The organism is Pseudomonas shahriarae (assembly GCF_014268455.2).
In the GTDB taxonomy this organism is placed as follows: domain Bacteria; phylum Pseudomonadota; class Gammaproteobacteria; order Pseudomonadales; family Pseudomonadaceae; genus Aquipseudomonas; species Aquipseudomonas shahriarae.
This window is the reverse complement of record NZ_CP077085.1, coordinates 1212156-1235337: the sequence shown is the minus strand read 5'-3', so window position 1 is coordinate 1235337 and position 23182 is coordinate 1212156. Positions and strand designations below refer to the sequence as shown.

The following is a 23182-nucleotide window of genomic DNA, read 5'->3' as shown; positions in this document are numbered from 1 at the left end:
TTCATTGCAACGGTTTAGAAAGCAGCGTCTTTCAAGCCGTCGAGGTAACGCTCGGCATCCAGGGCCGCCATGCAGCCGGCGCCGGCCGAGGTGATGGCCTGGCGGTAGACGTGGTCAGCCACGTCGCCAGCGGCAAAGATGCCTTCGATGTTGGTCGCGGTAGCATTGCCTTCACGGCCGCCCTGCACCACCAGGTAACCGTCTTTGGCGGTCAGCTTGCCTTCGAACAGCGAGGTGTTCGGAGTGTGGCCGATGGCGATGAACACGCCGTCGACTTTCAGCTCGTCGAAGCTGCCGTCGTTGTTTTTCAGGCGCGCACCGGTCACACCCATGTTGTCGCCCAGGACTTCATCCAGGGTGGCGTTGAGCTTGAGGATGATCTTGCCTTCGGCAACCCGCGCGTGCAGCTTGTCGATCAGGATCTTCTCGGCGCGGAAGGTTTCGCGGCGGTGAACCAGGGTCACGGTGCTGGCGATGTTGGCCAGGTACAGTGCTTCTTCGACAGCGGTGTTACCACCACCGACCACAGCCACCGGCTTGTTGCGGTAGAAGAACCCGTCGCAGGTCGCGCAGGCGGAAACGCCTTTGCCCATGAACGCTTCTTCCGATGGCAGCCCCAGGTAACGGGCGCTGGCGCCGGTGGCGATGATCAGCGCGTCACAGGTGTAGACGCCACTGTCGCCGGTCAGGCTGTAGGGCTTTTTCGAGAAGTCCACGGCATTGATATGGTCGAAGACGATTTCGGTCTCGAAACGCTCGGCGTGCTCTTTCATGCGCTCCATCAACACCGGGCCGGTCAGGCCGTGGACGTCGCCCGGCCAGTTGTCGACTTCAGTGGTGGTGGTCAACTGACCACCCGCCTGCATGCCGGTGATCAGCAACGGCTTGAGGTTGGCCCGGGCCGCGTAGACCGCAGCGCTGTAACCGGCAGGGCCGGAACCGAGAATAATCACTCGCGAATGACGGGTATCAGACATGACTCACTCCTATCGACCGCCCGGACTACAGAGCGGCTGGAATAAAAAAGGACCGCGAAGCACTTGGGGAAGGCTTTTTAACTCGCAGGCCCTAAAAATAATGGGTGCAGCGTATAGAGGGGGGCAAGATTAAGGAAATACGGATTAACAATCCAGCTCATAGGCGGTCTCTATGCCGTGGCACCTATTAATCAACATGTTTGTTACCGTTAATGTCGGCTTGCTGACCGTGCTTTCACCCTACCGGCAAAGCCGGTAAGGTCGGCGCGTTTACCCTTTTGCCCGGAGTTTTCCATGCCCGCCCCCGTTCTGTCAGGCCCACAATACCTGCGTGAAGGCCTGAAACTGGTCTTGAGCCCAGGCCTGCGCCTGTTCGTCCTGCTGCCCCTGGCGATCAACCTGATACTGTTCGTCGGGTTGATTTATTTTGCTGGCCATCAGTTCAGCCTGTGGGTCGACACCTTGATGCCGACACTGCCCAGCTGGCTGAGCTTCCTCAGCTACATCCTGTGGCCGCTGTTTGTGCTGCTGGTGGCCTTTATGGTGTTTTTCAGCTTCACCATGCTCGCCAATATCATCGCCGCGCCCTTCAATGGCTTCCTCGCGGAAAAAGTCGAAGTGGTGGTGCGCGGTACCGATGATTTCCCCGCCTTCAGCTGGGCCGAGCTGTTCGCCATGGTCCCGCGCACCCTGGCCCGGGAAATGCGCAAGCTGGGCTACTTCCTGCCCCGGGCCATCGGCCTGTTTATCCTGTCCTTCATCCCCGTGGTCAACCTGATTGCCGCACCGCTGTGGCTGCTGTTCGGGGTGTGGATGATGGCGATCCAATACATCGACTACCCGGCCGACAACCACAAACTGGGCTGGAACGAAATGCTCGCCTGGCTGCGCCAGAAGCGCTGGCAGAGCATGAGCTTCGGCGGGATTGTTTACCTGGTGTTGCTGGTGCCGGTGGTCAACCTGCTGATGATGCCGGCGGCGGTGGCCGGGGCCACGTTGTTCTGGGTGCGTGAGCGCGGCGCCGAAACGATGCTGGCGCAAAGCCCTAACCTGTTCGATTGACCTGGATCATGGCGATTTGCCCACACAGAGCACATGGTTATTAAAACTATAAGCCTGTGGGGAGCACACCGTGTACAGACCGTTAATGCTGATGTTCGGATTGATGTTGGGCGGCGAGGCCTGGGGGGCCGCCGCCGCCAATGAACCCATCCTGCCGGTGCAACCGGCGAAGATCACCGATGCCAACAAGGTCGAGTTGGGCAAGCAATTGTTCTTCGACCCGCGCTTGTCCAAGTCCGGTTTTATTTCCTGCAACTCGTGCCACAACCTGAGCATGGGCGGCAGCGACAACCTGCCCACCTCCATCGGCCATAACTGGCACCAGGGCCCGATCAACTCGCCGACGGTGCTCAACTCGAGCATGAGCGTCGCGCAGTTCTGGGACGGGCGCGCGGCGACTCTGCAGGAGCAGGCCGGCGGCCCAATCGCCAACCCCGGCGAGATGGGCTTTACCCACGACCTGGCGGTGGACGTACTGCGCTCGATCCCGCAATACCAGGCGGCGTTCAAGAAGGTGTATGGCGATGACGGCATCAAGTTCGACGATGTGACCAATGCCATTGCGGCCTTCGAAGAAACCCTGGTCACCCCCAACGCCCCATTCGACCGTTGGTTGCTGGGCGATAAAAAAGCCATCAGCGCCACTGCGGCGCAGGGCTACCAGCTGTTCAAGAGCATCGGCTGTGTGGCGTGCCATAACGGCGAAGCGGTCGGTGGCAGCACCTTCCAGAAAATGGGCATGGTCGAACCCTATGCCACCCAGAACCCGGCCCAGGGCGTGGCGGGCCTGACCGGCAAGGATCAGGACCGGATGATGTTCAAGGTACCGACCTTGCGTAACGTCGCCCTGACCTACCCCTACTTCCACGACGGTGCCTACTGGAACCTCAGCGAAGCCGTGGACGTGATGGCCCGCCTGCAACTGGGGCGCAAGTTGAGCACCGATGAGGTCAGCCAGATTGTCGCATTCCTCGACACCCTGACCGGCGACCAGCCGGACTTCAAGCTGCCGATCCTGCCACCGTCCTCGGCCAAGACCCCGCGTCCTGCGCCGTTCAACTAAGCCAGTACCGGGCCTGTCGTCATAAATCCGTCATTGCGATGACACAATGACGACATGGCCCGCGCCGACACTGGCTGCATGACGACAGCTTCCCTGAATATCACCCTGATCACCGAAACCTTTCCACCGGAAATCAACGGCGTGGCCAACACCCTTGGCCGCCTGTGTGACGGCCTGCGCGCCCGTGGGCATCAGGTGGAGTTGGTGCGCCCGCGCCAGGGTGGCGACTCGAGCCGCCTCAGCGACGACGGCCTACTGTTGTGTCGCGGCTGGCCTCTGCCAGGGTATCCCGGCCTGCAATGGGGCCAGTCCTCGATGCACAAACTGCTGCGGCGCTGGAAACGCCAGCGTCCGGACGTGCTGTACATTGCCACCGAAGGCCCGCTGGGCTTGTCGGCCTTGCGCGCGGCACGGCGCCTGGGGATCAGCGTGGTCAGCGGTTTCCATACCAACTTCCAGCAGTATTCCAGCCAGTACGGCCTAAGCATGCTCAGCCGCATCCTGACCCACTACCTGCGCTGGTTCCACAACCGTTCCAGCCTGACCCTGGTGCCCAGCGTCAGCCAACGCCTGGAACTGGAACGCCGCCACTTCGAGCGCCTGGACCTGTTGTCGCGCGGGGTCGACAGCCAACTGTTCCACCCGGCCAGGCGTGACAACACCTTGCGTGGGCAGTGGGGCCTGGGCAATGACGATATTGCGATTTTGCATGTCGGACGCCTGGCGCCAGAGAAAAACCTCGGCTTGCTCAAACGCTGCTTCGAGGGGTTGCAAGCCACTTATCCACAGCGTCGTTTGAAGCTGATCGTGGTCGGTGACGGGCCACAGCGGGAGACACTGGCAAAGAGCCTCCCCGAGGCGATTTTCTGCGGCACGCAACGCGGCGAGGAACTGGCCCGGCACTATGCGTCAGGGGACTTGTTTCTGTTCCCCAGCCTCACCGAGACCTTTGGCAACGTGGTACTGGAAGCCATGGCCTCCGGATTGGGCGTGGTGGCCTACGACCAGGCGGCCGCCACCCAGCATATCCGCCATGGCTACAGTGGTGCCGTGGCGATGCCGGGTGATGAGGATGCATTTTGCGATGCCGCCAGTTGGTTACTGGAAGAACCCGAGAGTCTGCGCCGGATGCGCCTGAATGCCCGCCAACATGCCAGTCGCCAGGGCTGGCCGGCAATTATCGAGCAGTTCGAGCACCAACTGCGCAGCGTGTGCGGTGAGGAACCTGTCGATACAGGCAGCTCGCGCCTGGTGTGATGTATATCCAGTTACTTTAGACATGGAACCATCAGCTCTCTAGCGCCATACAGATAGGGCTGCAGATTCAGGCTCTTGAAGGTCTGCGCAGACAATCATGCGATGGAGTCTTAACCATGTTAATCAACACCAACCCTTTACCGACCTCAGCCCTCCCCCCGAACAACGGCCAGAAGGATCCCGCGCAGTATGATCATTTATGGCAAAAGCACGGCAGAGACATCGAACCCTTCACCGCCGACGAGCAGAAACTGCTGAACAGTGACCGATTCAATCGACTCACACATGAGGCAGACCTCCCTGATCAAACAGCCGTGCAGGAAAAAGCGCAGCGCAATCAACTTCGGCGGCAGTTGGGGATATCGTCGCAAGAGCCCTCACACTCACCCAGCCAAGTCAGCTCGGGTCAGCCTAAGGCAGAGTCCCGCCCCTTTGAGCAGCTTACTTCCGCCCCAAGGGTGGATAGCCCGCCCTTCAGCCGCAGCTAAAGCATGGGGATGAGCCGGGCCAGCCGGCTCATCCTGAGCGTCACACCAAGGTCATCAGCGCTTCACGACTGAACGGCAAGATATCGCCCTCACGGCCTTCACGGACCTTCAACGCCCAATCCGGGTCGACCAGCAGCGCACGACCAACGGCCACCAGGTCGAACTCATCGTTATTCAGGCGCTCCAGCAGTTTTTCCAGGCTCGCCGGCTGCGCCACTTTGTCAGTATTGACCATGAACTGCAGGAACTCGCCATCCAGGCCCACGCTGCCCACAGTGATGGTCGGTTTGCCAGTGAGCTTGCGGGTCCAGCCCGCCAGGTTCAGCTCGGAGCCTTCAAACTCCGGTTCCCAGAAACGCCGTGTGGAGCAGTGGAAAATATCCACACCCGCGTCCGACAACGGCTTGAGAAACTCACCCAGTGCCTCGGGCGTTTGCACCAGGCGCGCGGTGTAATCCTGCTGCTTCCATTGGGAGAAACGGAAAATGATCGGGAACTCGGGACCTACCGCCGCCCGCACGGCCTGAATCAACTCGATGGCGAACCGGGAGCGATTGGCCAGGCTGCCGCCATATTCATCGGTACGCTGGTTGCTGCCTTCCCAGAAGAACTGGTCGACCAGGTAACCGTGGGCACCGTGGATCTCCACGCCGTCCATACCGATGCTCTGGGCATCCTTGGCGGCCTGGGCGAAGGCAGCAATCACCGCCTGGATATCCTGGACCGTCATGCCGTGGACCACCACGTTGCCGTCCTTGAGTTTTTCCATCGGGCCATAGGCCGGCACGCTGGCATCGGGTTCTGTGCCTATGCGCCGCACGCTGCCAACGTGCCACAGTTGCGGGACGATCTTGCCGCCCTCGGCATGCACCGCGTCGACCACTTTCTTCCAGCCGGCCAATGCCGCTTCACCGTAGAAATGCGGGACATTCGGATAGCCGTTGGAAGCCTGGTGGCCCACCACCGTGCCCTCTGTGATGATCAGGCCAACGCCGGCCGCCGCGCGACGGCGGTAGTACTCGATGACTTTGGAATTGGGTACGCCACCGGGAGAGAACGAACGGGTCATCGGCGCCATGACCACGCGGGTCGGCAATTGCAGTGCACCGAGCTGGAAAGGTTTGAACAAGGCTTGGACAGGCATGGCAGCACTCCGCATGAAAGGGGTTTTATGATGCGGATAATATGGAGTGCAGACCGCACTGGATAGCACTATTGATTGCGGTGATTAAGGTGCAAAAGCGGGAGGATACATCGACTTGTGGCAAAGGGGCGTGCCCCCTCACCACAGCGCCAAATCAGGCCAGGGCCTTTTCGATGGCCTGGATAACACTCGGATCATCAGGCGCGGTACGTGGGGAAAAACGCGCCAGCACCCGCCCATCCTTGCCCAGCAGGAATTTCTCGAAGTTCCAGGTGATATCCCCTGGAAACTCCGCGCCCTCACCTGCCAGCAAGCGATACAACTGATGACGATCGGGACCGTTGACCTCCAGCTTGCTGCCCAGGGGAAAGCTCACGCCATAGTTGAGGCTGCAAAACGCCTGGATCTCGTCTTCGGTCCCGGGCTCCTGGCCTGCAAATTGATTGCACGGCAGGCCCAGCACGGTGAAACCCTGGCCCTTGTACTGCTGATAAAGTTTTTCCAGCGCCGCATACTGCGGGGTCAGTCCACACTTGGAGGCGACATTGACCACCAGCACGACTTGCCCCTTATAGGGCGTCAGAGGCAGCTCCTGACCATCCAGGGCTGTGAGTTTAAGGTCGTGGAAAGCACTCATGACGAACTCCAGATTTCCCATATTCTGTGTAACGGCCATTCGAGATTACAGCCGCCCAGCCGGCAAGAATAGCCGCCAATCAAAAAAGGCGCCCGAAGGCGCCTTTCTTTTCAACTGACTGGACGTGGCCCGTCAATCAATGGTGGTGACCACCTTCGCCGTGTACGTGGCCGTGGGCAACTTCTTCCTGGGAAGCGTCGCGGATGGCAACGATCTTGACCTGGAAGTTCAGGCGCTGGCCTGCCAGCGGGTGGTTGCCGTCGACGGTGACATCGTCGCCGTCCAGGTCGCGGATGGTCACGATCTGCATTTGGCCGTCCGGAGCGGAGGCGTGGAACTGCATGCCCACTTCCAGTTCGTCGACGCCTTCGAACATGCTGCGGCTCAGGGTGCTGACCAGTTCGGCCGAGTACTCGCCGTAGGCATCTTCAGGTTCTACGGCAACGGTCAGTTCATCACCAACCTCTTTGCCTTCCAGGGCCTTTTCCAGGCCCGGGATGATGTTACCCGCGCCTTGCAGGTAGACCAGCGGCGCGCCGCCGGCGGAGCTGTCGATGACCTCACCAGCGTCGTTGGTCAGGGTATAGTCAATGGAGACAGCCTTGTTGGCGGCGATCGGCATGGGGCGAGACCTTTTGCATAAGAATGAAGAACGGACAAGTCTAAACAAGGATTTGCCCGAAAGCGAACACAACCCGGACAGACGGAGTCGATCCAGTGACTCGACGGTCGTCGGATTTCATCAGGACGCAGACGGCCACTGGGTCGCCGCGCTGTCCTGCGGCCATACGCAGCACCTGCGCCACCAGCCGCCCTGGCAATCCAGGGGCTGGGTGATTGATCCGGCGCAACGCCTGGCAAAAATAGGCCAGCCCTTTGCCTGTGGCTGGTGTGCGCAGCGCCCGGATAACGATACCCTTGGCAACTGATTCCCGGTCGGCGCGCAGCCATAGCGCACCACCGAAGCCATGCACCTTCAGAGAATTCGCATGCAGACTTTTTTTATCGCGCCCACCGATTTTGGTGTGGGTCTGACCTCCATCAGCCTTGGGCTGGTGCGTACCCTTGAGCGGGCCGGGCTGAAAGTCGGCTTTTTCAAACCGATTGCCCAGCCGCACCCCGGCGATACCGGGCCTGAGCGTTCCACCGAGCTGGTGGCGCGTACCCACGGCCTGAAACCGCCGCAACCCCTGGGGTTGGCCCATGTCGAGCGGATGCTCGGCGATGGCCAGCTCGATGAGTTGCTCGAAGAAATCATCACCCTGTACCAGCAGGCCGCCGTGGGCAAGGACGTGCTGATTGTCGAGGGCATGGTGCCGACCCGCAGCGCCAGCTATGCCGCACGGGTCAACCTGCACCTGGCGAAAAGCCTGGATGCCGAAGTCATCCTCGTCTCGGCCCCGGAAAACGAAGTGCTGACAGAGCTGTCCGGCCGCGTGGAATTGCAGGCGCAACTGTTCGGCGGCCCGAAAGACCCGAAAGTGCTGGGCGTGATTCTGAACAAGGTGCAGACCGACGAAAGCATGGAAGTCTTCGCCGCGCGCCTCAAGGAGCATTCGCCGTTACTGCGCAGTGGCGATTTCCGCTTGCTGGGCTGTATCCCGTTCCAGCCCGAGCTCAATGCCCCGCGCACTCGCGACGTGGCCGACCTGATGGGCGCACAAGTGCTCAATGCGGGTGACTATGAAACCCGGCGCATGAGCAAAATCATCATCTGCGCCCGCACCATGCGCAACACCGTGGAGTTGCTCAAGCCCGGCGTGCTGGTAGTGACGCCGGGGGATCGCGACGACATCATCCTCGCCGTCAGCCTGGCCGCGATCAATGGCGTGCCCCTGGCCGGCCTGCTGCTGACCAGCGACACCCTGCCCGACCCACGGATCATGGATCTGTGCCGTGGTGCGTTCCAGGCCGGGCTGCCGGTGCTGTCGGTGAGCACCGGCTCCTACGACACCGCCAACCAACTCAACAGCCTGAACAAGGAAATCCCGATTGATGACCGCGAACGTGCGGAGATCATCACCGATTTCGTCGCCAGCCACCTGGACGCGCGCTGGCTGCACCAGCGTTGCGGTACGCCACGGGAGATGCGCCTGTCACCGGCGGTGTTCCGCTACCAGTTGATCCAGCGTGCCCAGGCCGCCAACAAGCGCATTGTGCTGCCCGAGGGCAGCGAGCCGCTGACCGTGCAAGCCGCCGCCATCTGCCAGGCCCGGGGCATTGCCCGCTGTGTGCTGCTGGCCAAGCCGGCTGACGTCGAAGCCGTGGCCCGCGCCCACGGCATCGAGTTGCCCGAAGGCCTGGAGATTCTTGACCCGGACCTGATTCGCGAGCGCTATGTCGAGCCGATGGTGGCCCTGCGCAAGAGCAAAAGCCTCAACGCGCCGATGGCCGAGCAGCAACTGGAAGACACCGTGGTGATCGCCACCATGATGCTGGCGCTGGATGAAGTGGACGGCCTGGTCTCCGGGGTCATCCACTCCACCGCCAATACCATCCGCCCGGCCCTGCAACTGATCAAGACCGCGCCGGGCTGCACCCTGGTGTCGTCGGTGTTTTTCATGCTGTTCCCTGAACAAGTACTGGTCTACGGCGACTGCGTGATGAACCCGCACCCCAGCGCCGCGGAACTCGCGGAAATCGCCCTGCAGAGCGCCGACTCGGCCGCCGCCTTCGGTATCACCCCGCGCGTGGCGATGATCAGCTACTCCAGTGGTGACTCGGCCAGTGGCGAAGAAGTGGAGAAAGTCCGCGAGGCCACCCTGCTGGCCCACGAACAACAAAGCTCGCTGCTGATCGACGGCCCCTTGCAGTACGATGCCGCCGCCAACGAAAACGTCGCCCGGCAACTGGCACCCAACAGCCTGGTGGCGGGCAAGGCCACGGTCTTTGTGTTTCCCGACCTCAACACCGGCAACACCACCCACAAAGCCGTGCAGCGCAGTGCCGATTGCGTCAGCCTCGGCCCGATGCTGCAAGGCCTGCGCAAACCTGTGAACGACCTGCCCCGTGGGGCCCAGGTGGACGATATCGTCTACACCATCGCCCTGACCGCGATTCAAGCCGCCAACCGACCTATGGATGCCTAAATGCTGGACTTTCTGCCTGCCCCCCTGCGTGGGGTCATTGCCTCGCTGCTGCTGGCGTTGAACACCATCCTGCTGTGTTCATTCCTGTTTATCGTCGCGCTGTTCAAGGCGCTGCCGTTCGCCAAGCGCTTCAGCGAGTGGTTGATGAACCACACCCATGAAGCATGGATCAGCAATAACAAGGCCTGGATGAACCTGGTGCGCCGCACCCGCTGGCACCTCAAGGGCCTGGAAGGCCTGGACTACCAGCACTCATACCTGGTGACCAGCAACCACCAGAGCTGGGTCGATATCATGGTGTTGCAGTACGTGCTCAATCGACGGATCCGCCCACTGAAGTTTTTCCTCAAGCAGGAGCTGATCTGGGTACCGGTGATTGGCCTCGCGTGGTGGGCGCTGGGCTTCCCCTTCATGAAGCGTTACACCAAGGCCTACCTGGAGAAACACCCGGAGAAGAAAGGCAAGGATCTGGAAACCACCCGCAAGACCTGTGCGAAATTTCGCGACAACCCGGTGGGTATTTTCAACTTTGCCGAAGGCACGCGGTTTACCCCTGGCAAACATGCCCAGCAACAATCGCCGTTCCGCTACCTGCTCAAGCCCAAGGCCGGCGGCATTGCGTTTGTACTGGATGCCATGGGCGAGCAACTGAAGTCACTGGTCAATGTGACTATCCACTACCCAGGCGGGCGCCCGGGGTTCTGGGACTTGTTGTGCGGCAATGTAAAAGACGTGGTGGTGCAGTTTGAAGAGGTGCAGATCCCGGCCGAGTTCATTGGCAAGAATTATGAGCAGGATGGGGAGTATCGTTTGGCGTTCCAGGGCTGGATCAACCAGTTGTGGGAAGACAAGGATGCCCTGTTGAGCCGGCTTCACATCGAGTACCCAGGCAATCGGTGATCACCATGTGTGGCTTGCCTGCGATAGCGGTCTGTCAGATGTAAGTGCATTGCCTGAACCACTGCCATCGCAGGCAAGCCAGCTCCCACACTGACTGTGTCAACCTGAAGAATGTGAAAAGCCCGCCACCGAGTGATCGGTGGCGGGCTTTTTTGTGGCGGCGAGGTTTAGATCGCGCCGCGCTGGCGCAACAGCTCCAGCACTTGCTTGACGCTGTCGTCCAGCGACAGGGCCTGGGTGTCGAGCACCAGGTCGGCATTCAACGGCACGTCGTACGGGAACGACTCACCAGGGATGTTATCCCCACCCGCAGCATACAGGCCTTGCGGGTCACGCTCGGCACACACCAGCGGCGAGGCCTGCACGTACACGGTCAGCAAACGATCACTGCCGATCAACGCCTTGGCCTGTTCACGGCCCTCGGCATCCGGCGCCACGAAGGCCGCCAGGGTCAGCAGGCCGGCTTCGTTGAACTGACGCGCCACGTGAGCAGCACGCCGCCAGTTCTCGGTACGCCCGGCTCGGTCCTGTGGCAGACCTTTATTGAGGTCATGGCGCAGGTTCTGGCCATCGAGTACGAACACCGCACGGCCCATGTCGAACAATTTACGCTCAACTGCATAGGCCAAGGTGCTCTTGCCTGCGCCCGACAGGCCGCTGAACAACACGGTGGCCGGCTGCTGGCCGAAACGCTGGGCGCGCTCTTCGGTGGCCACGTGGGCCAACTTGCCGTGCTGCGCCGCGCCGCCATGGCTGACCGGTGGTGCGATGATCATGCCCGCGGCCACAGTGCCGTTGGTCAGGCGATCAATTACGATAAAGGCGCCGGTGGTGCGGTTGCTGGCGTAACCGTCCAGGGCAATGGCCGCGTCGAGGCTGACCTTGACCCGACCGATCTCGTTCAGTTGCAAGGCACTGGCGGGGCCTTCTTCCAAGGTGTTCACATCCACACGATGCACGATGCTGGTGATGGAACCCGGCACGTAGCTGGTAGCGCGCTTGATGTCGTATTTCTTGCCCGGCAGCATCGGCTCCTCGGCCATCCACACCAGCATGGCGTCGAAGGCGTCGGTCACTTGCGGCACGTTGTCGGCATGCACCAGCAGGTCGCCACGGGAGATGTCGATCTCGTCTTCCATGGTCAGGGTCACGGCCTGGCCTGGGCCTGCGTGCTCCAGTTCACCTTCGAAGGTGACGATGGATTTGATGCGGCTGCTCTTGCCCGACGGCAACACCACCACTTCGTCGCCCTTGTGCACGATGCCGCTGGCCAGGGTACCGGCGAAACCACGGAAGTTCAGGTTCGGGCGGTTGACGTACTGCACCGGGAAACGCAGGTCGGTGTAGTTGCGGTCGTTGGCGATCTCGACGGTTTCGAGGATCTCCATCAGCGACTGGCCGGTGTACCACGGCGAACGCTCGCTCTTGTTCACCACGTTGTCGCCCTTGAGCGCCGACATCGGCACAAAGGCCATGGTGCTCGGCTTGAACGCAATGCCCTCGGCAAACTTCAGGTAGTCGGCCTTGATCGACTCGAAGATGCTCTCGTCGAAACCGTTGAGGTCCATCTTGTTGATCGCGATGACGATGTGCTTGATGCCCAACAGCGAGGCGATAAAGCTGTGGCGACGGGTCTGGGTCTGCACGCCGTAGCGCGCATCCACCAGGATGATCGCCAGGTCACAGGTGGACGCACCGGTGGCCATGTTGCGGGTGTACTGCTCATGGCCGGGGGTGTCGGCAATGATGAATTTGCGCTTGGCGGTGGAGAAATAGCGGTAGGCCACATCAATGGTGATGCCCTGCTCACGCTCGGCCTGCAGGCCGTCGACCAGCAAAGCCAGGTCGATATCGTCACCGGTGGTGCCGACTTTCTTCGAATCGCGGGTGATGGCTTCCAGATGGTCTTCGTAGATCATCTTGGAGTCGTGCAGCAGGCGCCCGATCAGGGTGCTCTTGCCGTCGTCGACGTTGCCACAGGTCAGAAAGCGCAGCATTTCCTTGCGTTCGTGCTGGCCCAGGTAGGCGAGGATGTCCTCGCTGATCAAATCAGATTGATGCGACATGACAGCCCCTTAGAAATAACCTTGACGTTTTTTATCTTCCATCGAGCCTGCACCATCGTGGTCGATGACACGGCCCTGGCGCTCGGAAGTTCGCGTCAGGAGCATTTCCTGGATGATGTCCGTCAGCGTCTCGGCTTCGGACTCCACCGCGCCCGTCAACGGGTAGCAGCCAAGGGTACGGAAACGGACTTTCTTTTTGACGATGCGGGCTTTGTCCTCGTCGGACAGGTGCTCGAGGATGCGCTCGTCGTCGATCATGATCAGCGTGCCGTTCTTCTCGATCACTTCACGTTCGGCGGCGAAGTACAGCGGCACGATGGGAATGCCTTCCAGATAGATGTACTGCCAGATATCCAGCTCGGTCCAGTTGGACAGCGGGAACACGCGGATCGACTCGCCCTTGTTGACGTTGCCGTTGTAGACGTTCCACAGCTCCGGGCGCTGGTTTTTCGGGTCCCAGCGGTGCTTGCTGTCGCGGAACGAGTACACGCGCTCTTTGGCGCGGGATTTCTCTTCATCGCGACGGGCGCCGCCGAAGGCTGCGTCGAAACCATGCTGGTCCAAGGCTTGTTTCAGGCCTTCGGTCTTCATGATGTCGGTGTGCTTGGCGCTGCCGTGGGTGAACGGGTTGATGCCCTGCGCCACACCGTCCGGGTTGACGTGAGTGATCAGCTCCAGGCCCAGTTCCTCGACCATGCGGTCGCGAAACTTGTACATTTCCTGGAATTTCCACTGGGTGTCCACATGCATCACCGGAAACGGCAGCTTGCCCGGGAAGAATGCCTTGCGCGCCAGATGCAGCATCACGGCGGAGTCTTTGCCGATGGAGTAGAGCATCACGGGGTTGTCGAACTCGGCGGCAACCTCACGGATGATGTGGATGCTCTCCGCCTCCAGCTGTTTCAGATGCGTCAGTTTGTCGACCATGGCTACTCACGGAAAAACGATCTTATGGACGGCCTGCGGGCCGTGTTCGAGCGAGGCATGCTAGCACAGCACCTACTTCTAATCAGGGAGCTGGCTAGATCGAAACGGTATATGGATATACCGCTCGGTTTGCCTGCAATGAAGGGCCTGTGGGGAGGCTCAGATCGGGTTGGGGCAGTCGATAAACAGGTGCTCGAGGGCAAAGCGCCGGGCCAGGTAATCGCCCAGGGCCTGCACGCCATAACGCTCGGTGGCATGATGGCCGGCGGCGATAAAGCTGATGTCGTTTTCCCGGGCACTGTGGAAGGTCTGTTCCGAAGCTTCGCCGCTGAGGTACAAATCCACCCCGGCCAGCACGGCCTGGTCGATGTAGCCCTGGCCGCCGCCGGTGCACCAGCCCACGCGGCGGATCATCGCGCTGCCTTCGATCAGCAGCGGCTCGCGGCCCATGGCTTCCTGCACACGGCGGGCGAAATCCCGTGCCGACAGGGGCTCGGCCAAGGAGCCGACCAGGCCGACGACCTTGAGGTTGTCCGGGTCCAGCGGGCCTTCGACGGTGATGTCCAACTGGCGGGCCAACTGCACGTTGTTGCCCACGTCCGGGTGCAGGTCCAGCGGCAGGTGGTAGGCCAGGAGGCTGATGTCGTGCTTGAGCAGGGTCTTGAGGCGGCGCTGTTTCATGCCGGTGATGCACGGGCTCTCGCCTTTCCAGAAATAACCGTGATGCACCAGCACCAGGTCGGCCTTGGCCTCCACCGCCGCGTCGAGCAGCGCTTGGCTGGCAGTCACGCCACTGACAATGCGCAACACCTGCGGCCGGCCTTCGACCTGCAGGCCATTGGGGCAGTAATCGGCAATTTTCGCGCTGTTCAAGTAGCGATCCGCTTCTTCAACCAGGGTGCTCAGGGCGACGGCCATAAAAGACTCCTAAATATCCCGTTCAGAGGCGCTCGCGGCCTCGTATAATGCGCGACATTATGGGCGCTCCCGCGCCCCCTGCAACCTGTCAGGACTTACTTGATGCTCAAGGCGCTGCGTTTTTTTGGATGGCCATTGTTGGCCGGCGTGCTGATCGCGATGCTGATTATTCAGCGTTATCCGCAATGGGTCGGCCTGCCAAGCCTGGACGTCAACCTGCAACAGGCACCGCAAACCAGCGCGGTGCAACAAGGCCCGGTGACCTACGCCGATGCGGTGGTGGTCGCTGCGCCCGCAGTGGTCAACCTATACACCACCAAAGTCATCAATAAACCGGCGCACCCGCTGTTTGAAGACCCACAGTTCCGGCGGTTCTTCGGTGACAATTCGCCCAAGCAGCGCCGCATGGAGTCGAGCCTCGGCTCCGGGGTGATCATGAGCCCCGAAGGCTACATCCTGACCAACAACCATGTAAGCACCGGGGCCGACCAGATTGTCGTGGCCCTGCGCGATGGCCGCGAAACCCTGGCGCGGGTAGTGGGCAGCGACCCGGAAACCGACCTTGCGGTCCTGAAGATCGACCTGAAGAACCTGCCCTCCATCACCATCGGCCGCTCCGAAAGCCTGCGGGTCGGTGATGTGGCCTTGGCGATCGGCAACCCGTTCGGCGTCGGCCAGACCGTGACCATGGGCATCATCAGCGCCACCGGGCGTAATCAGTTGGGCCTTAACAGCTACGAAGACTTTATCCAGACCGACGCGGCGATCAACCCGGGCAACTCCGGCGGCGCGCTGGTGGACGCCAATGGCAACCTGACCGGCATCAACACGGCGATTTTTTCCAAGTCCGGCGGCTCCCAGGGCATCGGTTTTGCGATCCCGGTGAAGCTGGCGATGGAAGTGATGAAGTCGATCATCGAGCACGGCCAGGTGATCCGTGGCTGGCTGGGGATTGAAGTGCAACCGCTGACCAAGGAGCTGTCGGAGTCGTTTGGCCTGACCGGGCGCCCAGGCATCGTGATTGCCGGCATCCTGCGCGGCGGCCCGGCGGAGAAAGCCGGGATGCAGGTGGGCGATGTGATCCTCAGCATCGACGGTGAACCGGCGGGCGATGGTCGCCGTTCGATGAACCAGGTGGCGCGGATCAAACCGACGGAAAAGGTCGCGATCCAGGTGATGCGCAACGGCAAAGAGATCAAGCTGCTGGCCGAAGTGGGCCTGCGCCCGCCGCCCGCCCCGGTGAAAGAGCAGGAATAAAGGACGATCCTTAAAGAGATACACTCTCAATAGTCATGTTATATTATTTCAATATTGATATTGGAATGTTAGACCATGACGTCTCGAAAGTTTGCGCCCCTGGCCGGTCTCGCCCTGGGATTGCTGGTGGACCCGGTGTTTGCAGAAGACACCAACACGCTTGAACTGGGCACCACCAGCATCACCGGCGAGGCGTATGAATCCGCTACCGGCCCGGTCACGGGTTACCGTGCGACCCGCTCGGCCAGCGCGACCAAGACCGACACCGCCCTGCGGGATATCCCACAGTCAATCAGCGTAATCCCCACCACAGTGCTCAAGGACCTGGGCAGCAACAACGTCGAGCGCGCCCTGGAGTTTGCCGGCGGGGTGTCCAAGCAGAACAACTTCGGTGGCCTGACCCTTTACGAATACAGTATTCGCGGCTTCACCACCTCGGCGTTCTACCAGGATGGTTTCAGCGCCAACCGTGGCTACCCGAGCACGCCGGACACGGCCAATATCGAACGTATCGAAGTGCTCAAGGGCCCCGCCGCCAGCCTCTATGGCCGTGGCGATCCCGGCGGCACCGTGAATATCGTCACCAAAAAGCCCCAAGCCGAAGCCTTTACCACCCTGCAGACCAGCGCCGGCAGTTGGGACCGCTACCGCACCGCCGTCGATATCAACACCCCGCTGGACAGCGAAGGCAATGTGCTGTCGCGGGTCAATCTGGCAGTGGAAGACAACCACAGCTTTCGTGACCACGTGCAGAGCAAGCGGGTGTTTGTCGCCCCATCGTTCAGTTGGCAACTGGACCCGGACACCAGCCTGTTGGTGGAAAGTGAGTTCGTGCGCCACAGCTCAACGTTCGACCGGGGCATCGTCGCGCCGAATGACCGCTGGAGCGGCATGTCCCGCTCGACCTTCCTCGGCGAGCCCAACGACGGCGATATCGACAACCACAACAACCGCCTGCAAGCCACCCTCGAGCATCACTTGAACGATGCCTGGAAGCTGCGCCTGGCCAGCCATTACAAACAAGGCAGCCTCTGGGGCCACGCCTCGGAAAGCCGCCCGCTGAATGCCGATGGGCATACCGTCAACCGCCGTTACCGCGAACGCTCCACGGGTTGGCACGACAGCATCACCCAGTTGGAGCTGCGCGGTCTGTTCGATATCGGCAGTTGGCAGCATGAATTGCTGATCGGCACCGAGTACGAGGACTACCGCAAGAAAGAACGGGTGACCGCCATCACCGGCAGCTACCCGATTGATATCTACCAACCGGTCTATGGCCAGCCCAAGCCCAATGGCAAGCCCACGGGCACTGATTTTTTCACCCAGGTGAAAAGCCAGGCGCTGAACCTGCAAGACCAGATCGTATTTACCGACCGCCTGCGCGGCCTGGTGGGCGTGCGCCTGGAGCACGTCGAGCAAAGCTCAGAGGACTTCACCCGCAACGGCGCCAAGAGCCAGAAAACCCACGATGTCATGACCCAGCGGGCCGGCCTGCTGTATCAACTGACCCCGCAGGTGGGGCTGTTTGCCAACGCCAGTACCTCGTTCAAGCCGCAAAGTGACCTGGACGCAGCCGGTAAATTCCTCGAGCCCGAAGAAGGTGTTGGTTATGAAGTCGGTATCAAGACAGAGCTGTTCGACGACCGCCTGAGCGCCACCGTCGCCGCCTTCCATATCAATAAAGAAAACACCCTGGCCACCGACCCGGCCACCGACCTCAAGCGCGCCATTGGCAAGGCCCGCAGCCAGGGGGTTGACCTGCAACTGAGCGGGCAATTGACTGACGCTGTGCGGGTGATTGGTGCCCTGGCCTACATCGATGCGCAAGTGACCAAGGGTGACAAAGAAATCCCCACCGGCAGCCGCGTCCCTGGCGTGGCCAAGCGCAGTGGCAGCCTGTTGGGCGTGTATGAGTTCCAGGATGGCGCCCTGCGGGGCTCGGATCTGGGCGCGGCCTTTACCTACGTCGGCGACCGCTCGGGCGAGGCCGGTAAAAGCTTCGAGTTGCCGGCCTACCACACGGTCGACCTGCTGGCCCATTACAAGGCCAGCGACAACCTCACCGTGGGCCTGAACCTCAACAACCTGTTCGATGAAAAGTACTACGAGCGCTCCTACAGCAACTACTGGGTAACCCCCGGAGAGCCGCGCAACTTCACCGTCAGCCTGACCCTCAATCTGTAAAAGGACCTCACCATGCAAGCGCTCAAATCATTGGCCGTGCTCGGCCTGCTGTTCGCCACCCAGGTATCGGCCCACGGTCTGTGGACCGAGCAACGCCGGGGGCATATCGAGGTGGTCTATGGCCACGGTGCCGAAGACGAAGCCTTCAAGGCCAGGAAAGTCAGCGGCGCCTGGGCCTATGACGCCAGTGGCCGGATGATCCCGGTGACCGTACAACGCCTGGACGACCAGGCGCGCCTGCAACCGCTCAAATCTCCTGCGGTGCTGGCCGTGGCGTTTGATAACGGCCTGTGGACGCAAACCCCAGACAAGAAATGGGTGAACAAGGGCCACAGCCAGGTGCCGGGCGCCGTCGAAACGACCCAGGCCCTGAAGTACAGCCTGGCGATCTATCAGGCCGGGGCAAAACTGCCCAAGCTGGATCAGTTGAGGATGGTGATCGTGCCCGAAGTCGACCCGCTGACCGTCGGCCCAGGCCAATCGCTGCCTGTACGGGTGCTGATCGACGGCAAGCCCGCCGCCGGAATCAAGTTGATTGGCGACTACCGCAGCGCGCCGAACACCTTGAGTACCGAGACCGACAAGGATGGCCGGGCCCAGGTACTGGTGCGCAATGAAGCGCTGAATGTGATTGCGGCGCAGGCACAAGTGCCGGTCAAAGATAACGGCGAGGTCCACATCCGCGCGCTGTTCAGCTCACTGACCTTTCTTGGCCAGCCCCATCACGAGTAAAGCCCGCTGAAGCCATGTGGGAACTGGCTTGTATGGGAGCCAGCTCCCACACAAGCCGCCACATTAGAGGCTGACGGGCGCTCTTTCGCACAAGGTGTTAAGTGCCGCCGCCCACTGCGGATCATCATTGAGGCACGGCACCAGCACTAACTCCTCGCCCCCGGCTTCGCGGAACTGTTCCAGGCCGCGATCACCGATCTCCTCCAGGGTCTCGATGCAATCGGCGACAAACGCCGGGCACATCACCAGCAACTTCTTCACCCCCTGCTGAGCCAGAGCCTCCAGGCGGGCCTCGGTGTAGGGTTCGATCCACTTCGCCCGGCCCAGGCGCGACTGGAACGCTACCGACCATTTACCCTCAGGCAGGCCCATGCGCGCGGCAAAGTCGCGGGCGACGCTGAAGCATTGCCCGCGATAACAGGTGGTACGCACCTCAGGCGACGCATTGGCGCAGCAGTCGCCCGCACCGTCCAGGGAATGCCCGGGGTTGAGTTTATTCAGATGGCGTTCCGGCAGGCCATGGAAGCTGAACAGCAGGTGATCGTAATCCTGCTGCAAATGCGGCCTGGCACTGGCCACCAGGGCATCGAGGTATTCCGGCTGGTCGTAGAACGGTTGCAGGATCGAGAACTGCAGGTCGAGTTTCTTCTCGCGCACCACCCGCCGCGCTTCTTCGATCACCGTGGTCACGGTGCTGTCGGCAAACTGTGGATACAACGGCGCCAGCGTGACCTTATGGATGCCCTGGCCGGCCAGGCGGGTCAGCACGCTTTCAATCGACGGTTCGCCATAACGCATCGCCAGTTCCACCGGGCCATGGGTCCATTGGCTGGTCATCTGCTGCTGCAGGCGGCGACTGAGGACCACCAGCGGCGAGCCTTCGTCCCACCAGATCGAGGCGTAGGCGTGGGCCGACTGCTCGGGACGCTTGATCAGGATCAGCGACACCAGCAAGCGCCGCACCGGCCATGGCAGGTCGATCACATACGGGTCCATCAAGAACTGATTGAGGTAGCTGCGCACATCGGCCACCGAAGTGGACGCCGGCGAGCCCAGGTTGACCAGTAACAACGCGTGATCCGTCATGCAACATCCTATCTCTAGAGGCGGCTGGACAAGTCGTCCAGGGCCGCGTGCAACTCAGTGAACTGAAAAGTGAAACCGGCGGCCAACAACCGCTCGGGTAGCGCCTTCTGCCCGCCCAGCAACAGGCCGGACAACTCGCCCAAACCCACCCGCAAGGCAAACGCCGGCATCGGCATAAACGCCGGGCGGTGCAGCACCTGGCCCAGGGTCTTGGCAAACTCGCGGTTACGCACCGGCTGGGGCGCGCAGGCATTATAAGGACCGCTGGCGTCAGGTTTGTGTAGAAGAAAATCAATCAGGGCGATTTGATCCTTGATATGCACCCACGGCATCCACTGCCGACCGTTACCGATAGGCCCGCCCAGCGCCAGTTTAAAGGGCAGTAACAACCGCGACAAAAAGCCGCCCTCGGCCGCTAGCACCAGGCCAGTACGCACCAGCACCACCCGCAGGCCGAAGGCCTCGGCGCGCTGGGCGGTTTCTTCCCAGGCAATGCACAACTGGCTGGGAAAATCGTCCAGCACCGGGCCGCTGGCTTCGGTCAGCTCGCGCTCACCGCCATCGCCATACCAGCCCACCGCCGACCCGGAAATCAACATCGCAGGTTTTACCGCCAGGCCTTCAAGCCAGGCCAGCAAGGTTTCCGTCAGGCTGATCCGACTGCTCCACAGCAATGCCTTGCGTTTATGGGTCCAGAGCCGGTCGGCGATCGGCGCGCCGGCCAGGTTGATAACAGCATCCACCGGCTGCGTTACATCCTGCAAACGGGCAACGCCCTTCACCTGCGCACCGCACAGGGTGGCGACCTGCGCGGGATTGCGGCTCCATACCGTCAACTGATGCCCCTGGGCGCTCCAGTACTGGCAAAGCTGGCGGCCGATCAGACCGGTACCGCCGGTCAGCAAAATATGCATGAGATCTTCCTCCTGTAACGTTGGCCGGGCATCGCTGGTCTATTTTATAAGCAGGGATCTTTTTAATCGGGCGCGACCTACGTTTAACCATAGGCCACGCCACACGTTAAGGCATGCCGAAACTTATACCAAAAAACAATATTGTACAGCTATTGGTGTCGGCGTAGTCTGTACCCAAAGGTAAAACGAGGCCTCCCATGACTGTTCCCATCGCGATCATCGGTACCGGCATCGCCGGACTTTCGGCCGCCCGAGCGTTAAAAGATGCCGGGCACGCTGTACAACTCTTCGATAAAAGCCGCGGCAGTGGCGGGCGCATGTCCAGCAAGCGCAGCGAGGCCGGCACACTGGACCTTGGCGCGCAGTACTTCACCGCCCGCGACCGACGCTTCGTCGATGAAGTACAACGCTGGCAAGCCAATGGCTGGGTTGCCGAGTGGGAACCGCAACTCTACAACTGCCAATCCGGCCAACTGAGCCCTTCTCCCGATGAGCAGACCCGCTGGGTCGGCACCCCGCGCATGAGCGCCATCACCCGCGCACTGCTGGACGACCTGCCGGTGGAGTTCGGCTGCCGTATCACCGAAGTGTTCCAGGGCCAGCAACACTGGAACCTGCTGGACGCCGACGGTGGCAACCATGGCCCCTTCAGCCACGTAATCATTGCCACCCCGGCGCACCAGGCCACGGCCCTGCTGGCCGCGGCGCCGAAACTGGCGAGCACGGCAGCCGGGGTAAAAATGGACCCGACCTGGGCCATTGCCCTGGCCTTCGACACGCCGCTGGATACGCCGATGGAAGGCTGCTTCGTACAAGACAGCCCCCTCGACTGGCTGGCCCGCAACCGCAGCAAACCAGGGCGTGACGCCACGCCAGATACCTGGATCCTGCACGCCACCAGTGCCTGGAGCAAACAGCACCTGGACCTGCCCAAGGAAGCCATCATCGAATTGCTGCACGGCGCCTTTGCCGAATTGCTGCATTGCAGCATGCCGGCGCCCTCCTTCAGCCTCGCCCACCGCTGGCTGTACGCCCGACCGGCGGGCAGCCATGAATGGGGAGTACTGGCGGATGCCGACCTGGGCCTGTACGTATGTGGCGACTGGTGCCTGTCAGGCAGGGTCGAAGGCGCGTGGCTCAGCGGCCAGGAAGCCGCGCGGCGCTTGCTCGGACACCTGCAATGAACCGCATCAATCCAACAAAACTGTTGCTCTCCAAATGGACAGCAACCCACCCGCGAAACAAGGAAAAACATTTCCTGGTCACCGAGTTGTTTCGCGATGAAGAAGACAACGTACTGGAGATTGAACTGCAAGCCGTCTTGACCCGGCGCGGAGAACGCCTGACCTGGCAGAGCCTGCAAGATGCCGAGCGCTGGAAAATGGGCTGGCAATAACCTCATCAAAAAACTTGTACAAACTATTTGACTTGTACAGTGCAAAACCTATGATGAGATTAGTTGTACAGAAAACATAAACTGTACAGGAATCTTGTCGAGGCTTTGCCATGTCCTGCAACGTGTCCGTCACCGGCAAACCAAAAATCGCCATCAGCGCCTGCCTGCTCGGCGAAAACGTGCGCTTCAACGGCGGGCACAAACAATCCCCCTTGTGCAGCCAGACACTCAGTGACTATTTCGACTTCGTGCCACTGTGCCCCGAAGTCGCTATTGGCCTGGGCATCCCCCGTGAGCCGATTCGCCTGGTGGGCGACCCACTCCAGCCGCAAGCCGTGGGCACAGTCCACCGCGAACTGAATGTGACCGGCGCACTGGATGAGTACGGCCAGCGCATGGCCGCCGAACATACGGACCTGTGCGGCTATATCTTCATGCAGAAATCACCGTCCTGCGGCCTGGAACGGGTCAAGGTCTACCGCGACAACGGCACCCCGGCCGAGGGCGGTGGGCGCGGCATCTATGCCCAGGCATTCTGCGCACGCCATCCCAACCTGCCGGTGGAGGAAGATGGCCGCCTGCACGACCCGGTGCTGCGGGAAAATTTCCTGACCCGGGTCTTTGTCTATGCCACATGGCAACAATTGCTGGCGCAGGGTCTGACCCGTCACCAGCTGCTGGCCTTCCACTCGCGCTATAAATACCTGCTGATGGCCCATAGTCCGGCCCACTACAAAAGCCTGGGCAACCTGCTGGGCAGCATGAGCAAGGACTGTGACCTGCCAGTGCTGGCCGCCGAGTATTTCAGCGAGCTGATGACGGCCCTGAAAAAGTGCGCCACCCGTGGCACCCATTCCAATGTGTTGCAGCACATCAGCGGTTACCTCAAGCAGGCCCTGAGCGCCGCAGACAAACAGGAAATGCAGGCGCTGATCAGCCAATACCGGCAAGGCATCGTGCCGCTGGTCGTGCCGCTGACCTTGCTCAAGCATCACTTTCGCCAACACCCGGACCGCTACATCGCGCAGCAGGCCTACCTGCAACCGCATCCGGAAAATCTCAGCCTGCGTAATGCGATCTAACCC

General features: G+C 61.2%; 22 protein-coding genes. 13 read left to right on the top strand and 9 right to left on the bottom strand.

The annotated features are described in order from the left end of the window. Positions 1–14: 14 nt before the first annotated feature. The gene (gene trxB / locus HU773_RS05415) at positions 15–977 is read right to left on the bottom strand and encodes a thioredoxin-disulfide reductase (RefSeq protein WP_057958322.1); all 963 of its coding nucleotides are present in this window, start codon (positions 975–977) and stop codon (positions 15–17) included. Positions 978–1271: 294 nt separating this feature from the next. On the opposite strand from trxB, the gene cysZ reads away from it, so the two are divergent. From cysZ to HU773_RS05395, 4 genes are all read left to right on the top strand, one after another. Continuing rightward, the gene (cysZ, locus tag HU773_RS05410) at positions 1272–2039 is read left to right on the top strand and encodes a sulfate transporter CysZ (protein WP_186625442.1); all 768 of its coding nucleotides are present in this window, start codon (positions 1272–1274) and stop codon (positions 2037–2039) included. 85 nt (positions 2040–2124) lie between these two features. Next, positions 2125–3102, top strand: coding sequence for a cytochrome-c peroxidase (locus HU773_RS05405; protein WP_162947782.1), 978 nt, complete (start codon positions 2125–2127; stop codon positions 3100–3102). 78 nt (positions 3103–3180) lie between these two features. After that, positions 3181–4359 (top strand): glycosyltransferase family 4 protein, encoded by a 1179-nt coding sequence (locus HU773_RS05400; protein WP_186625440.1) that lies wholly within the window; start codon positions 3181–3183, stop codon positions 4357–4359. Positions 4360–4475: 116 nt separating this feature from the next. Beyond that, positions 4476–4847, top strand: a complete 372-nt coding sequence (locus tag HU773_RS05395) for a hypothetical protein (protein WP_186625437.1) — start codon at positions 4476–4478, stop codon at positions 4845–4847. Positions 4848–4887: 40 nt separating this feature from the next. On the opposite strand, the gene HU773_RS05390 is transcribed toward HU773_RS05395, so the two are convergent. The 3 genes from HU773_RS05390 to HU773_RS05380 form a co-directional block, all read right to left on the bottom strand. After that, the gene (locus tag HU773_RS05390) at positions 4888–5991 is read right to left on the bottom strand and encodes an NADH:flavin oxidoreductase (protein WP_057437784.1); all 1104 of its coding nucleotides are present in this window, start codon (positions 5989–5991) and stop codon (positions 4888–4890) included. Positions 5992–6145: 154 nt separating this feature from the next. Further along, positions 6146–6628: a glutathione peroxidase gene (locus HU773_RS05385; RefSeq protein ID WP_057958318.1), complete on the bottom strand. Its 483-nt coding sequence runs from the start codon at positions 6626–6628 to the stop codon at positions 6146–6148. A 136-nt stretch (positions 6629–6764) separates the two neighbouring features. Beyond that, positions 6765–7250 (bottom strand): FKBP-type peptidyl-prolyl cis-trans isomerase, encoded by a 486-nt coding sequence (locus tag HU773_RS05380; RefSeq protein ID WP_017476012.1) that lies wholly within the window; start codon positions 7248–7250, stop codon positions 6765–6767. Between HU773_RS05380 and HU773_RS05375 the strand changes: the two genes are divergently transcribed. The 3 genes from HU773_RS05375 to yihG are packed head-to-tail and all read left to right on the top strand — an operon-like array spanning position 7219 to position 10617. After that, positions 7219–7557, top strand: a complete 339-nt coding sequence (locus HU773_RS05375) for a DUF3565 domain-containing protein (RefSeq protein WP_081044174.1) — start codon at positions 7219–7221, stop codon at positions 7555–7557. The two genes, HU773_RS05380 and HU773_RS05375, sit on opposite strands and share 32 nt — an antisense overlap. 60 nt (positions 7558–7617) lie before the next feature. Further along, entirely contained in the window at positions 7618–9717 is a 2100-nt protein-coding gene (gene pta, locus HU773_RS05370) for a phosphate acetyltransferase (RefSeq protein ID WP_057958317.1), read from the top strand. After that, complete coding sequence (yihG, locus tag HU773_RS05365) at positions 9718–10617, top strand: 1-acylglycerol-3-phosphate O-acyltransferase, YihG family (protein WP_120731668.1); 900 nt, start codon at positions 9718–9720, stop codon at positions 10615–10617. Positions 10618–10784: 167 nt separating this feature from the next. On the opposite strand, the gene cysN is transcribed toward yihG, so the two are convergent. The 3 genes from cysN to HU773_RS05350 form a co-directional block, all read right to left on the bottom strand. Next, positions 10785–12683, bottom strand: a complete 1899-nt coding sequence (cysN, locus tag HU773_RS05360) for a sulfate adenylyltransferase subunit CysN (protein WP_186625435.1) — start codon at positions 12681–12683, stop codon at positions 10785–10787. 9 nt (positions 12684–12692) lie between these two features. Then, positions 12693–13610, bottom strand: a complete 918-nt coding sequence (gene cysD / locus HU773_RS05355; protein WP_057437780.1) for a sulfate adenylyltransferase subunit CysD — start codon at positions 13608–13610, stop codon at positions 12693–12695. Between the two features lie 159 nt (positions 13611–13769). Then, a complete protein-coding gene (locus HU773_RS05350) occupies positions 13770–14528 on the bottom strand; it encodes a Nif3-like dinuclear metal center hexameric protein (RefSeq protein WP_057958314.1) in 759 nt (252 codons plus the stop codon). 102 nt (positions 14529–14630) lie between these two features. On the opposite strand from HU773_RS05350, the gene algW reads away from it, so the two are divergent. The 3 genes from algW to HU773_RS05335 all read left to right on the top strand — a co-directional run bounded on the left by algW (position 14631) and on the right by HU773_RS05335 (position 18701). Beyond that, the gene (gene algW / locus HU773_RS05345; RefSeq protein ID WP_057437778.1) at positions 14631–15785 is read left to right on the top strand and encodes a Do family serine endopeptidase AlgW; all 1155 of its coding nucleotides are present in this window, start codon (positions 14631–14633) and stop codon (positions 15783–15785) included. Between the two features lie 75 nt (positions 15786–15860). Further along, on the top strand, positions 15861–17969 hold the full coding sequence (locus tag HU773_RS05340) for a TonB-dependent siderophore receptor (RefSeq protein ID WP_120731666.1): 2109 nt from the start codon (positions 15861–15863) through the stop codon (positions 17967–17969). A 12-nt stretch (positions 17970–17981) separates the two neighbouring features. Further along, entirely contained in the window at positions 17982–18701 is a 720-nt protein-coding gene (locus tag HU773_RS05335; protein WP_057958312.1) for a DUF4198 domain-containing protein, read from the top strand. Between the two features lie 63 nt (positions 18702–18764). Here the strand turns inward: HU773_RS05335 and hemH are convergent, their stop codons facing one another. Then, a complete protein-coding gene (gene hemH, locus HU773_RS05330; RefSeq protein WP_057958311.1) occupies positions 18765–19787 on the bottom strand; it encodes a ferrochelatase in 1023 nt (340 codons plus the stop codon). 14 nt (positions 19788–19801) lie between these two features. Next, a complete protein-coding gene (locus tag HU773_RS05325) occupies positions 19802–20701 on the bottom strand; it encodes a TIGR01777 family oxidoreductase (RefSeq protein WP_186625433.1) in 900 nt (299 codons plus the stop codon). A gap of 197 nt (positions 20702–20898) precedes the next feature. On the opposite strand from HU773_RS05325, the gene HU773_RS05320 reads away from it, so the two are divergent. The 3 genes from HU773_RS05320 to HU773_RS05310 all read left to right on the top strand — a co-directional run bounded on the left by HU773_RS05320 (position 20899) and on the right by HU773_RS05310 (position 23179). Continuing rightward, positions 20899–21885, top strand: a complete 987-nt coding sequence (locus tag HU773_RS05320) for an NAD(P)/FAD-dependent oxidoreductase (RefSeq protein ID WP_057437773.1) — start codon at positions 20899–20901, stop codon at positions 21883–21885. Continuing rightward, positions 21882–22097: a TIGR02450 family Trp-rich protein gene (locus tag HU773_RS05315; RefSeq protein ID WP_057437771.1), complete on the top strand. Its 216-nt coding sequence runs from the start codon at positions 21882–21884 to the stop codon at positions 22095–22097. The genes HU773_RS05320 and HU773_RS05315 overlap by 4 nt, the downstream gene beginning before the upstream one ends. A 122-nt stretch (positions 22098–22219) precedes the next feature. After that, complete coding sequence (locus HU773_RS05310; RefSeq protein WP_057958357.1) at positions 22220–23179, top strand: YbgA family protein; 960 nt, start codon at positions 22220–22222, stop codon at positions 23177–23179. Positions 23180–23182: the final 3 nt, after the last annotated feature.

Excerpts from the sequence above, each read along its gene's own strand:
- trxB (WP_057958322.1), bottom strand. The coding sequence starts at position 977 with ATGTCTGATACCCGTCATTCGCGAGTGATTATTCTCGGTTCCGGCCCT.
- cysZ (WP_186625442.1), top strand. The coding sequence starts at position 1,272 with ATGCCCGCCCCCGTTCTGTCAGGCCCACAATACCTGCGTGAAGGCCTG.
- HU773_RS05405 (WP_162947782.1), top strand. The coding sequence starts at position 2,125 with ATGCTGATGTTCGGATTGATGTTGGGCGGCGAGGCCTGGGGGGCCGCC.
- HU773_RS05400 (WP_186625440.1), top strand. The coding sequence starts at position 3,181 with ATGACGACAGCTTCCCTGAATATCACCCTGATCACCGAAACCTTTCCA.
- HU773_RS05395 (WP_186625437.1), top strand. The coding sequence starts at position 4,476 with ATGTTAATCAACACCAACCCTTTACCGACCTCAGCCCTCCCCCCGAAC.
- HU773_RS05390 (WP_057437784.1), bottom strand. The coding sequence starts at position 5,991 with ATGCCTGTCCAAGCCTTGTTCAAACCTTTCCAGCTCGGTGCACTGCAA.
- HU773_RS05385 (WP_057958318.1), bottom strand. The coding sequence starts at position 6,628 with ATGAGTGCTTTCCACGACCTTAAACTCACAGCCCTGGATGGTCAGGAG.
- HU773_RS05375 (WP_081044174.1), top strand. The coding sequence starts at position 7,219 with ATGGAGACAGCCTTGTTGGCGGCGATCGGCATGGGGCGAGACCTTTTG.
- HU773_RS05380 (WP_017476012.1), bottom strand. The coding sequence starts at position 7,250 with ATGCCGATCGCCGCCAACAAGGCTGTCTCCATTGACTATACCCTGACC.
- pta (WP_057958317.1), top strand. The coding sequence starts at position 7,618 with ATGCAGACTTTTTTTATCGCGCCCACCGATTTTGGTGTGGGTCTGACC.
- yihG (WP_120731668.1), top strand. The coding sequence starts at position 9,718 with ATGCTGGACTTTCTGCCTGCCCCCCTGCGTGGGGTCATTGCCTCGCTG.
- cysN (WP_186625435.1), bottom strand. The coding sequence starts at position 12,683 with ATGTCGCATCAATCTGATTTGATCAGCGAGGACATCCTCGCCTACCTG.
- cysD (WP_057437780.1), bottom strand. The coding sequence starts at position 13,610 with ATGGTCGACAAACTGACGCATCTGAAACAGCTGGAGGCGGAGAGCATC.
- HU773_RS05350 (WP_057958314.1), bottom strand. The coding sequence starts at position 14,528 with ATGGCCGTCGCCCTGAGCACCCTGGTTGAAGAAGCGGATCGCTACTTG.
- algW (WP_057437778.1), top strand. The coding sequence starts at position 14,631 with ATGCTCAAGGCGCTGCGTTTTTTTGGATGGCCATTGTTGGCCGGCGTG.
- HU773_RS05340 (WP_120731666.1), top strand. The coding sequence starts at position 15,861 with ATGACGTCTCGAAAGTTTGCGCCCCTGGCCGGTCTCGCCCTGGGATTG.
- HU773_RS05335 (WP_057958312.1), top strand. The coding sequence starts at position 17,982 with ATGCAAGCGCTCAAATCATTGGCCGTGCTCGGCCTGCTGTTCGCCACC.
- hemH (WP_057958311.1), bottom strand. The coding sequence starts at position 19,787 with ATGACGGATCACGCGTTGTTACTGGTCAACCTGGGCTCGCCGGCGTCC.
- HU773_RS05325 (WP_186625433.1), bottom strand. The coding sequence starts at position 20,701 with ATGCATATTTTGCTGACCGGCGGTACCGGTCTGATCGGCCGCCAGCTT.
- HU773_RS05320 (WP_057437773.1), top strand. The coding sequence starts at position 20,899 with ATGACTGTTCCCATCGCGATCATCGGTACCGGCATCGCCGGACTTTCG.
- HU773_RS05315 (WP_057437771.1), top strand. The coding sequence starts at position 21,882 with ATGAACCGCATCAATCCAACAAAACTGTTGCTCTCCAAATGGACAGCA.